The organism is Micromonospora sp. CV4 (assembly GCF_003667455.1).
Lineage (GTDB): Bacteria > Actinomycetota > Actinomycetes > Mycobacteriales > Micromonosporaceae > Micromonospora.
This window is the reverse complement of record NZ_RCVI01000262.1, coordinates 16,860-29,126: the sequence shown is the minus strand read 5'-3', so window position 1 is coordinate 29,126 and position 12,267 is coordinate 16,860. Positions and strand designations below refer to the sequence as shown.

13 protein-coding genes are annotated in these 12,267 nt (G+C 71.3%); 8 read left to right on the top strand and 5 right to left on the bottom strand.

Annotated elements, in window-relative coordinates; all coding sequences use genetic code 11:
* Nucleotides 1-215: 215 nt before the first annotated feature.
* The gene (locus EAD98_RS15695; protein WP_121654802.1) at nt 216-599 is read left to right on the top strand and encodes an MmcQ/YjbR family DNA-binding protein; all 384 of its coding nucleotides are present in this window, start codon (nt 216-218) and stop codon (nt 597-599) included.
* 24 nt (nt 600-623) lie between these two features.
* Here the strand turns inward: EAD98_RS15695 and EAD98_RS15690 are convergent, their stop codons facing one another.
* Both EAD98_RS15690 and EAD98_RS15685 read right to left on the bottom strand, forming a co-directional pair.
* Nucleotides 624-1,325, bottom strand: coding sequence for a hypothetical protein (locus tag EAD98_RS15690; protein WP_121654801.1), 702 nt, complete (start codon nt 1,323-1,325; stop codon nt 624-626).
* The gene (locus EAD98_RS15685) at nt 1,318-1,818 is read right to left on the bottom strand and encodes a SigE family RNA polymerase sigma factor (RefSeq protein ID WP_121654800.1); all 501 of its coding nucleotides are present in this window, start codon (nt 1,816-1,818) and stop codon (nt 1,318-1,320) included. The genes EAD98_RS15690 and EAD98_RS15685 overlap by 8 nt, the downstream gene beginning before the upstream one ends.
* Nucleotides 1,819-1,999: 181 nt before the next feature.
* Between EAD98_RS15685 and EAD98_RS15675 the strand changes: the two genes are divergently transcribed.
* Nucleotides 2,000-5,227, top strand: coding sequence for a S8 family serine peptidase (locus tag EAD98_RS15675; RefSeq protein ID WP_147457401.1), 3,228 nt, complete (start codon nt 2,000-2,002; stop codon nt 5,225-5,227).
* 264 nt (nt 5,228-5,491) lie between these two features.
* Here the strand turns inward: EAD98_RS15675 and EAD98_RS15670 are convergent, their stop codons facing one another.
* The gene (locus EAD98_RS15670) at nt 5,492-6,082 is read right to left on the bottom strand and encodes a TetR/AcrR family transcriptional regulator (RefSeq protein ID WP_121654797.1); all 591 of its coding nucleotides are present in this window, start codon (nt 6,080-6,082) and stop codon (nt 5,492-5,494) included.
* Between the two features lie 152 nt (nt 6,083-6,234).
* Here EAD98_RS15670 and EAD98_RS15665 point away from each other — a divergent pair, with 152 nt between their 5' ends.
* Nucleotides 6,235-7,254 carry an aldo/keto reductase gene (locus tag EAD98_RS15665; protein ID WP_121654833.1) on the top strand — a complete coding sequence of 340 codons (1,020 nt, stop codon included), beginning with the start codon at nt 6,235-6,237 and terminating at the stop codon, nt 7,252-7,254.
* Between the two features lie 68 nt (nt 7,255-7,322).
* Here the strand turns inward: EAD98_RS15665 and EAD98_RS15660 are convergent, their stop codons facing one another.
* Nucleotides 7,323-7,721, bottom strand: coding sequence for a DUF2267 domain-containing protein (locus EAD98_RS15660; RefSeq protein ID WP_121654796.1), 399 nt, complete (start codon nt 7,719-7,721; stop codon nt 7,323-7,325).
* Between the two features lie 194 nt (nt 7,722-7,915).
* Here EAD98_RS15660 and EAD98_RS31785 point away from each other — a divergent pair, with 194 nt between their 5' ends.
* Both EAD98_RS31785 and EAD98_RS15655 read left to right on the top strand, forming a co-directional pair.
* Complete coding sequence (locus EAD98_RS31785) at nt 7,916-8,047, top strand: hypothetical protein (RefSeq protein ID WP_255421227.1); 132 nt, start codon at nt 7,916-7,918, stop codon at nt 8,045-8,047.
* Between the two features lie 175 nt (nt 8,048-8,222).
* Nucleotides 8,223-8,783, top strand: coding sequence for an NADPH-dependent FMN reductase (locus EAD98_RS15655; RefSeq protein ID WP_121654832.1), 561 nt, complete (start codon nt 8,223-8,225; stop codon nt 8,781-8,783).
* 49 nt (nt 8,784-8,832) lie between these two features.
* Here EAD98_RS15655 and EAD98_RS15650 read toward each other — a convergent pair whose 3' ends face one another.
* Nucleotides 8,833-9,324, bottom strand: a complete 492-nt coding sequence (locus EAD98_RS15650; RefSeq protein WP_121654795.1) for a MarR family winged helix-turn-helix transcriptional regulator — start codon at nt 9,322-9,324, stop codon at nt 8,833-8,835.
* 107 nt (nt 9,325-9,431) lie between these two features.
* Between EAD98_RS15650 and EAD98_RS15645 the strand changes: the two genes are divergently transcribed.
* The 3 genes from EAD98_RS15645 to EAD98_RS15635 are packed head-to-tail and all read left to right on the top strand — an operon-like array spanning nt 9,432 to nt 12,263.
* The gene (locus EAD98_RS15645) at nt 9,432-10,481 is read left to right on the top strand and encodes an LLM class flavin-dependent oxidoreductase (protein WP_121654794.1); all 1,050 of its coding nucleotides are present in this window, start codon (nt 9,432-9,434) and stop codon (nt 10,479-10,481) included.
* Complete coding sequence (locus EAD98_RS15640) at nt 10,474-11,505, top strand: LLM class flavin-dependent oxidoreductase (RefSeq protein ID WP_121654793.1); 1,032 nt, start codon at nt 10,474-10,476, stop codon at nt 11,503-11,505. The genes EAD98_RS15645 and EAD98_RS15640 overlap by 8 nt, the downstream gene beginning before the upstream one ends.
* 41 nt (nt 11,506-11,546) lie before the next feature.
* The gene (locus EAD98_RS15635) at nt 11,547-12,263 is read left to right on the top strand and encodes an NADPH-dependent F420 reductase (RefSeq protein WP_121654792.1); all 717 of its coding nucleotides are present in this window, start codon (nt 11,547-11,549) and stop codon (nt 12,261-12,263) included.
* Nucleotides 12,264-12,267: the final 4 nt, after the last annotated feature.

Sequence of the window (12,267 nt, the reverse complement as noted above, 5' to 3'; positions counted from 1 at the left end):
GCCGACAGTGCGACACATGTGAATGTATCGTTGCCGCTGGATCACGGGCGCGTCAAGCACTCTCCCACCATTCGTGAGAGCGCTATCTGCGCTGGTCAGGCGCGACTCCAGCAGGCGAGATCAGATTACGGTTTTCGGGCCTGCGATTCGTCCGGGCACCCGCCGGGACGCGTAGCCTGGGCTCATGGGGACGCTGCGCTTCGCGAGGGATTCCGGTGGCTGACGCGGACGATGTTCGCCGTCTGGCGCTGGCCCTGCCGCAGGTGGTGGAGATCGAAAGTGCGGGCTTCGACTTCCGGGTGGGCGGCAAGGGTTTCGTCTGGTCCTATCCGGAGCGCAGGCCGGGCAAGCCACGCCTGATCCGGACCGATGTCGCGGTGCTGTTCGTCGGCGACCACGCCGAGAAGGAGGCTCTGCTGCTCGGGGAGCCCGATCTCTTCTTCACCACGCCCAGCTACGACGGTCTGCCACTGGTGATGCTCCGCCTGGCGGAGGTGGGAGTCGACCGCCTGCGAGAGCTCGTCACCGACGCGTGGCGGATGCGCGCGCCGCAGGCGCTCCTCGACGACCTCGACGACGGCAGCCTTCGTCTGGGCTGACCCCTGCGGGCCGGGGTGGCGGGCTCAGTCGCGACGGCTGCCGCGGTCCTCGAACTCGTACGTGGTGGTCAGGGCCTCCGGCAGGTCGGGGACCAGGGCGTTGGTGCCGTCGACGACCTGGACGTAGCGCCTGCCCTGAAAGATCGAGTAGCTGCCGTCCGGGACCTGCTCGATCGTGAAGAGCTGCGTCCGCGCGCCCGGGTCACACATCCGCCCGCGGACGCTGCCCGGTGCGGCGTCGTGCACGACGGTCATGCACACCTGGCTGGCGCCGCGCGCCGCGGCCAGCATGATCCGGAACTCGTCCCCCTCGGGGCGCAGGACCCACAGGGCGCGGTCGTCGATGCCCTGCTCGGTGGTGGCCCGCACCCGGTCGTCGTCCCGGCCGACCGCCAGCGCGGCCCGACCGATGCCGGGCACCACGATCAGGACCTGCCGCCGGCCACCGAGGATGTCCTGCGGTCCGGCCGAGGCGGTCGCGGATGGAACGACCGACGGCGGGACCGAGCCCGCAGGGCCGGCAGCCCGGTCCGGCGCCTGGTCTCGTGCCGGCAGCAGGGCGACGCCAGCGGTCACGACCAGCAGGGCCAGCCCCGCCCCGTAGGCGGCGGTTCGGCGCCGCCGGCGGCGCTCGCCACGGCGGCGCAACGTGCCCGCCGCGGGCAGCGTCGTGACTCGGCGGACCGCGTCGGCGATCGCCGTCAGGTCCTGGTGCGGATCAGTCATGGGAGGTTTCCTCCTGCCGCGCCTCGTCCAGCATTCCGGCCATGGCTCTCCGGCCGCGGGCGAGGTACGTCTTCACGGTCCCGATGGGCGCCTGCATCTCGGCTGCGACCTCGGCGACGCTGAGATCGTTCAGGTGGTGCAGCACGACGGCGCGGCGCTGGTTGGCGCTCAGCCGTTGCAGCGCCTGGAGCAGGGCGACATGGTCCTCGCTGAGTCCGGGCACGCTCTGGTCGACGGCGGCCCGACGGTGCGCGCGGATCCGTTTGAACGTCTTGCGCCAGCTGCTCACCGCGGCTCGAGAGGCGACCCGGCGGACCCACGCCTCCGGGCTGTCCGCCTCGCGTACCGTCGGCCAACGCTGCCAGGCCCGGGTGAAGGCCTCGGCGACGGCGTCCTCCGCCTCGCTACGGTTACCGGTGAGGGCATAGACGTGACCCACGATCCGGCCGGCGCAGGCCGCGTAGAGGGCGTCGAACTCCTCGGCGTCACGCATCTGACCTGCGCTTTCCGAGGTCTCGTCCCGTGGTCACCGGCGCATGTAACCGGGAGGGGGACCGGGTCGCGCCCGCGCGGTGTGCGATTGTGGCGACCGTCACACACCAAATGATCAACCCGCCGACCGTGCCAGGCGTCATCGTGCCGCCCCGGGAGAGGCCCGTGGCGGAGAGGACGATGTGCGACGACGGCAACGACGCGCCCTGACAGCCGGGGTGCTCGCGACAGCGCTGGCGGCGGCGGGCCTCACGGCCGCTCCAGCGGACGCGCAGGAGAAGCCGGCGGCGGCGGTCTCCGGACCGCGCGGCACCTTCACGTTGATCACCGGGGACCGGGTGTCGCTGGACGCGGGCGGCCAACCGCGGATCGAGCGGGGACCGGGACGGGCCGGCATGCGGTTCGTGAGCAGCCGGGAGGCCGGCCACCAGTACGTCATCCCGGTCGACGCGATGCCGATGCTGCGCGACGGGCGGCTCGACCGGAGGCTGTTCGACCTCACCGCGCTCGGCGAGTTGGGCTACGACGACCGGACGGCCGAGTTGCCGCTGCTGGTCACGTACCCGGAGAACATGGCGGCGCAGGCGCGGTCCGCCGCAGCCGGAGCCGCGCGGGTACGGGCCGACCTGCCCGCCGCGCACGCGCTGGCCGTGCGAGCGGGCCTGGACGACCGGGCCGAGCTGTGGTCGTCACTCACCCGCGGCACGTCGTCGGCACGTGCGCTCGCCGCCGGGATCACCCAGATCTGGCTGGACGGCAAGCGCCGCGTCTCCCTCGATCGCAGCGTGCCGCAGATCGGCGCGCCGACGGCCTGGCAGGCGGGCTTCGACGGTGACGGCGTGACCGTCGGGGTACTGGACACCGGCATCGACGCCAGCCACCCCGACTTCGCCGGGCAGATCGCCGCGATCCACGACTTCACCGGCGGGAACGACCCCGGCGACACGGTCGGCCACGGCACCCACGTGGCGTCGACCATCGTGGGCAGCGGCGCCGCCTCCGGCGGCCGGTACCGCGGCGTGGCACCGGGCGCGAAGCTGGTCGTCGGCAAGGTCTGCGCCACCACGGAGTGCCAGGACTCGGACATCATCGCCGGGATGCAGTGGGCCGCGCCGCAGGCCCGGGTGATCAACCTGAGCCTCGGCGACACGGACACGCCGGCTCTCGACCCGCTGGAGACCGCGGTCCAGGACCTCAGCCACCGGTACGGCACCCTCTTCGTGGTGGCCGCCGGCAACGAGGGCAAGCCGAAGTCGGTCATGACGCCGGCCTCCGCTGACGACGCCCTCGCCGTCGCCGCGGTCGACGCCGACGACCAACGGGCCTACTTCTCCAGCCGCGGTCCCCGCGTCGGCGACAACCACATCAAGCCCGAGATCAGCGCGCCCGGCGTCGACATCGTGGCGGCCGCCCCCGGCGGCGACTACGCCCCCATGTCGGGCACGTCGATGGCGACCCCGCACGTGGCGGGTTCGGCCGCGATCCTCGCCGGACGCCACCCGGACTGGTCCGGCGCCCAGCTCAAGGCCGCCCTGATGGGCTCGGCCAAGCCGGCCGGCGCCGACAGCCTCTACGAGCAGGGCGCCGGGAGGGTCGACGTCGGTCGTGCCGTCGCCCAGCCCGTCGCCGCCGACGTCGCCGCGATCGACTTCCCGGTCCAGCGCTGGCCCCACGCCGACGACACCCCGTTCACCCGCGTCATCGGCTACCGCAACACCGGCACCACCCCGGTCAGTCTCTCGCTCAGCGTCACCCCGGCTCCCGCCGGCATGATCACCGTCAGCCCGGCCACCCTGGTCGTGCCGGCCGGCGGCCGCGCCGAGGCCACGGTCACCGTGGACACCCGGGTGGACGCCGCCGACGGCCTCTACCCGGGCGCGGTGACCGCGACCGGCGCCGGCGACCTGCGGGTACGGACGCCGTTCGCGCTCAACCGGGAGATCGAGAGCTACGACGTCCGGCTCGACCACACGGGGCGCGACGGCAGGCCGGCCACGGAGTACGAGACCGTGGCGGCGAACCTGACCACCGGCGAGTTCACCACCCTCGGCGGGCAACCCGGCGGCGGCACGATGCGGCTGCCCAAGGGCCGCTACGCGCTCTACAGCACGATCCACGACGGCAGTGCGTCGAGCCTGCTCGTGCAGCCGGTCCTGGACGTACGCGGCCCGGTCACCGAGGCGCTCGACGCCCGCACCGCCCGGCCGGTCTCGCTGACCGTGCCCCAGCGGGACGCCGCGGCGCTCTCGATCAACGTCAGCGCGAACTGGAACGACAACTTCCGCTACCCGGGGGTCCAGCTCAGCGGGGTGTCGTTCGCGGACGTCTTCTTCGGCCGGATCGGGCCCGCCGTCACGGCGCCCGAGTTCGCGGCGACACTGGGCGTCGGGCTCGCCCGCCCGGGCCCGGACGGGACGTTCCGGAACAGCCCCTACACGTACGACCTCGCATACGTGCGCCAGGGCGACATGTTCACGGGCCTGACCAGCAAGCTCTCCCCGAAGAACCTGGCCACCGTCAAGACCACCTACCGGAGCCAGTCCAGCGCGGCGACCGCCACCCGCTTCCACCGTGCGGCCTCCCCCGGCGGCCCGGGCCCGATCGGTTCGAGCACCTCGTTCGACCTGCCGTTCCACGCCACCGAATACCACAACACCGACGGCGGCCTCGTCTGGACGTCCACGTTCGTCGAGGGCGACAACGTCACCACCCAGGAGTCCACCTTCCGCGCGGGTCGGACCTACCACCAGACCTGGAACGCGGCGCCCTTCGGGCCCACGGTGACCCAGCCCCCGGCCTGGTCGCCGCTCGGTTACGCGGGCCGCGACGGGGACACCATCTCGGTCGCGTCGCCGCCCCTCTTCGGCGACGCCTCCGGCCGCCCCGCCAGCCGTGACGACCTCCAGGTCCATTACCGGTTGTCGCGGAACGGCAAGGAGATCGCCACCGCCGACGGCTCGTACGCGGACTTCCCGGTGCCCGCCGGCAAGGCCACCTACCGCCTGGAGGCGACCGTCACCCGCGGCGCGCCGGACACCCTCTCGACGTCGGTCTCGGTGGCCTGGACCTTCACCTCGGCGCACACGTCGAAACCGGAGCCGCTGCCCTTGACGACGGCCCGGCCGACGCCCGCGTTGGACGACACCAACACGGCCCGGGCCGGCCGGACCATGGCCGTCCCCGTGGCGCTGGACCGGCACCCGGGATCGGCGGCCGCGCCGAACCGGACGCTCGCCGTCTCCGCGTCGTTCGACGACGGCAGGACGTGGGTCGCCCTGCCGGTCCACCGTGGCGTCGCGCTGATCACCCATCCGCGGCGGCCCGGCTTCGTGTCGCTGCGCATGACGGCCACCGACACCGCCGGCAGCACGGTGACGCAGACGATCCAGCGGGCCTACCGGATCGCCTGACGCACGGCCGGGTCCGGGGTGGACGGCGGCGGGTCGCCGTCCACCCCGGGCCGGACCACGAGGGCAGCGCACCGCCGTCCTCGGATCATGCCGGTCGCCCGCCGAACGCCCACCTGCGCACCTCGATGTCCGCGTAGCCGTCCGGGGTCAGGACGGCGCGGGCCGTGCCCGGGTCCGGTGCCTGGACCAGCGCGGCCGTGCCCAGCCAGGTCGCGCCGTCGTCGCAGCCGGTTCCGGTGCGGCCACGACCGCCACGGCCGGTGACTACCGCTGTCGGAGCAGCCCAGCGATGAGCAGCTCGACCAGGCGCCGGGCGTCATAGTTGGGGTCGCTGTCGGCGCCGATACAGAGATTGCCGACGCCGCGCATCAGTTCGTACGCGTGCGTACCGGGGCGTATCTCGCCGGCCTCCGCTGCGGCGTCGAGCAGTTGGGTGCACACGGGCACGAGGCGGTCGAGGAAGTAGGCGTGCAGCGTGTCGAAGCCGGCGTTGTCGGGTTGCAGCGCGCCGGCGAGCCCGCGCTTGGTGACCAGGAAGTCGACGAAGAGGTCGATCCATCGCCCGAGGGCGGCGTGCGGGGTGGCGCTGCTCGCGAGCAGGGCCGGACCGGCCTCGGCACAGGCCTCGACCTGGTGCCGGTAGACGGCGATGATCAGATCTGCGCGTGTCGGGAAGTGTCGGTAGATCGTGCCCGTCCCGACGCCGGCCCTGGCCGCGATGTCGCGTACCGGCGCTTCGACGCCGGATGTCACGAAGACCGCGGCGGCCGCGTCGAGCAGGGTCTTCTCGTTGCGTACGGCATCGGCCCGCTTGCGCTGGGACGCGCCCGCACTCCTGTCAGCCTGGGTCGCCACGCTGTTCCTTCCGTCACCGGCCTTGCTAAACGGAACGCCGTTCCGTATCGTTTAACGGAGCAAGGTTCCGTTTCCTCATGATGCCAGAGCAGGGACGGACGACCAAGCCAGCGTCACCACCCCAACGTCACCGAGCAGTGAAGGAACACGTCATGCAGTACCGCACCTTGGGCCGCACCGGTGTCCAGGTCAGCTCTCTCGCGCTGGGCGCGATGAACTTCGGCAGGATCGGCCAGACGACCCAGGACGAGGCCACCGCCATCGTCGACGCCGCCCTCGAAGCCGGGATCAACCTCGTCGACACCGCCGACATGTACGGCCAGGGCGAGTCGGAGGAGATGGTCGGCAGGGCCATCGCCGGCCGCCGCGACGACATCGTGCTGGCCACGAAGGCGGGCATGCCCATGGGCGACGAGCGCAACCAGCAGGGCAGCTCGCGCCGCTGGCTGGTCACCGAGTTGGACAACAGCCTGCGCCGTCTGGGCGTCGACCACGTCGATCTCTACCAGATCCACCGGTGGGACCCGAGGACCAGCGACGAGGAGACGCTCTCAGCCTTGACCGACCTCCAGCGTGCCGGAAAGCTCCGCTACTTCGGCTCCTCGACCTTCCCCGCGTACCGCATCGTGCAGGCCGAGTGGGCCGCCCGGGAGAACCACCTGAGCCGGTACGTCACCGAACAGCCCGGCTACTCGATCCTGCAGCGCGGAACCGAGACCCACGTCCTGCCCGTGACCGAGCAGTACGGACTCGGCGTGCTGGCGTGGAGCCCGCTCGCCTCGGGCTGGCTGTCGGGCGCGATCCGCGAGGGTCACGAGATCACCACCAACCGCTCCGCGTTCATGCCGCAGCGCTTCGACACCACCATCCCCACCAACCGCGCCAAGCTCGACGCCGTCGAGCAGTTGGCGAAGGTCGCCGACGCGGCCGGCCTGACGATGATCCAGCTCGCGCTCGGGTTCGTCACCGCACACCCCGCCGTCACCAGCGCGATCATCGGCCCCCGCACCATGGACCACCTGCACTCGCAGCTCGCCGCCGCGGACACCGTGCTCACCGCTGACGTGCTCGACGCGATCGACGCGATCGTCCCGCCCGGCGTCGACCTTGCCCCACAGGAGAAGTTCGACACCCCGCCCGCCCTGCTCGACCCGTCACTGCGGCGCCGCTGATCACTCCCGGCCGGTCGGCCGTCCACGATCGCGCCGGCCGGAGTCGCCACCGCGTGGTCGGGCGACCGTCAGGCCTGCCGGCGGACGAACGGCGCGGTCTGGTCGGCGACGTCTCCGTACTCCGCCGGCAGCTGGGTGACCACCTGTTCGTAACCGGAGGGATCGAGGGCGTCCCGGAGGACGTCGAAGACCGCCGTCACGCCGTCCTTCGCCGCGTCCGCGTCGAGGTCCGCCCGGCCGCTGACCCGGTCGACGAAGACGTCGAGGCCGAACCGTTCCGCGGTCTCGCTGCCGGCGAAGGCGTACGCCCGCAGCCCCGCGGGAAGCTGGCCGGCCAGGTCGCGCGCCTCCCCGCCGTCGATCCGTTCGGCCAGGGTGGTCAGCGTGGCCTGCGTGACGGCGGTCGCCTGCTCCGACGACATCCCGGATCGCGTCGCCACCAGGGTGAGGAACTCGTTGTCGTTCACCGTCCGACCTTCCTCTCGCCGTTGAAGCGGTCGAGTTCCCAGGCGCCGTGCCGGCAAACGAGGTCACGCGCCGGGCTCATGGTGGCGGTTTGCCGCGGATGCGCTCGGGAAGCCAGCGATCAGACAGGTGCGGAGCGCACCTGTGCCGTGGTTGAGGGGAGAGCGACATGGCGGACCGCGACAAGCTCCACGACATGCGCCAACAGGCCCACAATGCGGGCATCGAGGGCAACTCGAAGATGACCGAGGACCAGCTCCGGCAGGCGCTGCGCAAGGTCGGCAAGGGCACCGAGCCGCAGATGGCCAAGCGGCAAGCCAAGGGCTGACCTGTCGCGGTCGGCGCCAGCACCGAGCCTGCGGTGCTGGCGCCACCGCCGCGCACCGGCTCCCGGCCGTAGCACTCCTGGCCCCAGCGGGGAATTCCGTGGCGACACTCAGCAGAGCCTGGGCGAGCTCTTTGAGGTCGGCGCCCGTGCGGTGGTCGACGAGGAGGAACAGAACATGACCAGGATCGGCATCATCATCGGCAGCACCCGGCCGGGACGGAACGGCGCGGCCGTGGGCCAGTGGGTGTACGACATCGCCAAGCAGCGCACGGATGTCGAGTTCGAGCTCGTGGACCTGCTCGACTACAAGCTGCCGCACCTGGACGAGGTGTACCCGCCGTCGATGGGCCAGTACCAGCAACCGCACACGCTGGAGTGGGCCAGGAAGATCGCGTCGTTCGACGGATTCGTCATGGTGACGCCGGAGTACAACCACTCGACGTCCGGCGCGCTGAAGAACGCGATCGACTTCCTCTACAGCGAGTGGAACAACAAGGCCGTCGGGTTCGTGAGCTACGGCTCGGTGGGCGGCGCACGAGCCGTCGAGCACCTACGGCTGATCTCCGCCGAGCTGCAGTTGGCCGACGTGCGGTCCCAGGTGGCGCTGTCGCTCTTCACCGACTTCGAGAACTACAGCGTCTTCAAGCCCAACGACTTCCAGCGCGACGCGCTGAACCTGACCCTCGATCAGGTCGTGGCCTGGAGTCAGGCCCTCGCGCCCCTGCGAGCGAGTTGACGCCCCAGGTGCTCGCGGCACTGCTCCTGGCCGCGAATCTTCGCCTCCCTCATTCCTCGTCGTGCGGGTCGAGACGCGCGCGAAGCGCTCCCGCGATCTCGCCCGCCGCGACGAGCTGATCCGGTGTGAGGGCGTCGACGAAGAGTTCGCGGATGGCGCGCAGGTGCGGAACGGTGGACCCCTGGAACGCCTCGGCTCCGACCGGCGTGAGCAGCACCTCCGCCCCCCGGGGAACGGTGGGGCACTCCTGACGGCGGATGAGGCCGCGCCGCTCCATCCGCCCGAGGTGGTGGGAGAGGCGGCTCCGCTCCCAACCGATGTGTGTCGCGAGTTCGGACGAGCGCATCTGCCGGTCCTGCGCCTCGCTGAGCGCGAGCAGGACGGCGTAGTCCCCGGGCGAGAGCGAGGACTCGACCTGGAGGCGGGATGCGAGCTGCGAGCGGAGTGCCGCCGTCGTCTCGATGAAGTCCCGCCAGATCCGTAGCTCCTCCGCGGTCGGCAGTTGGCGTCCTCTCCGCCGCTCGGGTGTGGCCCTTGTCATCTACGTCTCCTTGGTTGACGTGTCAATTGGCAGGTTAGCATCATTGACGCGTCAACCGCTCAGGCCTCTTCCGGAGGTCAACGGGTGGGACGGTCCGAGGAGGAGACATGACGGCCGAAGGTTTCCAACTGGGGCTCAACTCGTTCGGGGAGGTCGCCACCGATGGCGGCCGCGTCCTGAGCGACGCCGAGACCGTGCGACTGCTCGTCGACGAGGCGCGGCTCGCGGAGTCGGTCGGCCTCGACGTGTTCAGCCTGGGTGAGCACTACCGCGAGGGCCACAACGACTCGGCCACGCCGGTGCTGCTCGCGGCGATCGCGACGGCGACGCAGCGGATCCGCCTCGGCACCTCGGTCACGGTGCTCAGCACGAACGATCCGGTACGGCTCTACCACGAGTTCGCCACCCTCGACGCGGTGTCCAACGGCAGGGCCCAGATCGTTCTCGGCCGGGCGTCGGCCACCGAGTCGTTCCCACTGTTCGGCTACGACCTGGCCGACTACGAGCGGTTGTTCGAGGAGAAGCTCGACCTCTTCGTACGGCTCCAGCGGGACGAACCGGTCACCTGGTCCGGAACCGTGCGCAGCCCCCTGACCGGGCAGCGGCTGCACCCGCGGATGCGGACAGGCGGCATCCCGACGTGGATCGGCGTCGGCGGGAGCCCGAACTCGGTGGTCCGCGCCGCCCGCTACGGGCTTCCGCTCATGATGGCGATCATCGGCGGGCGCCCGCAGCGCTTCGCCGGCAACGTCGATCTCTATCTCCGGGCGCTCGAACAGGCCGGGCATACTGTCCAGCCGATCGGGCAACACTCGCTCGGCCTCGTCGCGGACACCGACGAGGAGGCGGTGGAGACGTGGTGGCGGTACTGGCAGCCGGTCGTGGCGGCGCTCGCCGAGGAGCGCGGCTTCTACAAGCCGGACCGCGCGCGCTACGAGGCCGAGATCGACCACGGCGCGCTGTTCGTCGGGTCACCGGAGACGGTCGCGCGGAAGATCGCCACAATGGCCCGCGATCTGCGACTGAGCCGCTTCGACCTCAAATACGACATCATGCACCTGCCTCGCGAGGCACGCGCGCGCACCATCGAGCTGCTGGGCAGCGAGGTCGCGCCGCGGGTCCGGGAGCTGCTGGCGAAGGAGCCCACCAATGTCTGACCTCGAGTTCGGCCTCGACACCTTCGGCGACGTACCGGAGGACGACTCGGGTAAGCCGATCTCCTACGCTGCCGCCATCCGGCAGGTCGTCGACGAGGCGGTGCTCGCCGACCAACTGGGCGTCGACGTCATCGCCCTCGGCGAGCACCACCGGCCCGAATATTCGGTGTCGACGCCGGAGACCGTGCTGGCCGGTATCGCCACCCGCACGTCGCGGATCCGGCTCGCCTCCGGGGTGACCGTGCTGAGTTCGGACGACCCGGTCCGGGTGTTCCAGCGCTTCGCGACGGTCGACGCGCTGTCGCACGGCCGGGCCGAGGTCATCCTCGGTCGCGGCTCGTTCACCGAGTCGTTCCCCCTGTTCGGCTACGACCTGCGCGACTACGACGTGCTGTTCGAGGAGAAGATCGAACTGTTCGTGAAGCTGCTGGACGAGCAGCCGGTCACCTGGAGCGGCACCAAACGGGCTCCGCTGGAGAACGCGGACGTCTTTCCGAAGACGGAGTCGGGTCACCTCACCACCTGGGTGGGCGTCGGGGGGTCGCCGCAGTCGGTCGTGCGTACCGCCCGGTACGGCCTCCCGCTCATGCTCGCCATCATCGGTGGGGCTCCCGAGCGCTTCGCGCCCTACATCGACCTCTACCGGCGGGCGGCCGAGCAGCTCGGCACGACCGCGCACCCGGTCGGGATGCACTCCCCCGGCTTCATCGCCGACACCGACGAGGAGGCGAAGGAGCTGTTCTGGCCGCACTACCGGGTCATGCGGGACCGGATCGGGCGGCTGCGGGGCTGGCCGCCGATCCGTCGCCAGGAGTTCGACGCCGAGGTGGAGCACGGTTCCCTCTACATCGGCTCACCGGAGACCGTGGCCCGCCGCATCGCCGGGGCGATCCGCAGCGTCGGCGTCGGCCGCTTCGACCTCATCTACACGGCGGGAGCCCAGCCGGTCAGTGCCCGGATGCGTGCCGTCGAGTTGTACGGCACCAAGGTGATCCCCCTGGTCCGTGACATCCTGGCCAGCTGACCCACCCCTCGAACACCGCCTCGGCACCCCGGAAGGAAGACATGAACGGCAACGGCCGGAACAGGCCACAGACCCTCGCTGTCCTCGGCGCCGGCAAGGTGGGCACCGTGCTCGCTCGACTCGCCGTCGCCGCCGGCTACCGGGTGCTCGTCGCCGGCTCCGGTGACCCGGCGAAGATCGCCCTCACCGTCGAGGTGCTCACGCCCGGGGCGGTCGCCACCAGCGCGGCCGACGCCGCGGCCAGCGCCGATGTCGTCATCCTCGCCCTTCCATTGGGCAAGTACCGCAACGTTCCCGCCGAGACGCTGCGCGGCAAGCTCGTCGTCGACGCGATGAACTACTGGTGGGAGGTCGACGGCATCCGCGACGACCTCACCAACCCGCGCACCTCGTCGAGCGAGACCGTCCAGGCGTTCCTGTCCGACGCCCGGGTCGTCAAGGCGTTCAACCACATGGGGTATCACGATCTGGAGGATGAGGCGCGGCCGGCCGGAGCGGCCGGCCGCAAGGCCATCGCGATCGCCGGCGACGACGCCGCCGACCTCGCGCTGGTCGCGTCCCTCGTCGACGCGCTCGGCTTCGATCCGGTCGTCGCCGGTCCCCTCGCCGAGGGCGTACGGCTCGAACCGGGCAGCGAGTTGTTCGGCGCCAACGTGAGCGCTGAGGAGGTGCGGGTCATGCTCGACCGCTTTCCCGAATCGGAGCGTGGGCGGACCATCGCCTCGGCGCGGTCCTCGACGTCGCAGGAGACGACGTAGTCCG

Excerpts from the sequence above, each read along its gene's own strand:
- EAD98_RS15690 (WP_121654801.1), bottom strand. The coding sequence starts at position 1,325 with ATGACTGATCCGCACCAGGACCTGACGGCGATCGCCGACGCGGTCCGC.
- EAD98_RS15685 (WP_121654800.1), bottom strand. The coding sequence starts at position 1,818 with ATGCGTGACGCCGAGGAGTTCGACGCCCTCTACGCGGCCTGCGCCGGC.
- EAD98_RS15665 (WP_121654833.1), top strand. The coding sequence starts at position 6,235 with ATGCAGTACCGCACCTTGGGCCGCACCGGTGTCCAGGTCAGCTCTCTC.
- EAD98_RS31785 (WP_255421227.1), top strand. The coding sequence starts at position 7,916 with ATGCGCCAACAGGCCCACAATGCGGGCATCGAGGGCAACTCGAAGATG.
- EAD98_RS15655 (WP_121654832.1), top strand. The coding sequence starts at position 8,223 with ATGACCAGGATCGGCATCATCATCGGCAGCACCCGGCCGGGACGGAAC.
- EAD98_RS15650 (WP_121654795.1), bottom strand. The coding sequence starts at position 9,324 with ATGACAAGGGCCACACCCGAGCGGCGGAGAGGACGCCAACTGCCGACC.
- EAD98_RS15645 (WP_121654794.1), top strand. The coding sequence starts at position 9,432 with ATGACGGCCGAAGGTTTCCAACTGGGGCTCAACTCGTTCGGGGAGGTC.
- EAD98_RS15640 (WP_121654793.1), top strand. The coding sequence starts at position 10,474 with ATGTCTGACCTCGAGTTCGGCCTCGACACCTTCGGCGACGTACCGGAG.
- EAD98_RS15635 (WP_121654792.1), top strand. The coding sequence starts at position 11,547 with ATGAACGGCAACGGCCGGAACAGGCCACAGACCCTCGCTGTCCTCGGC.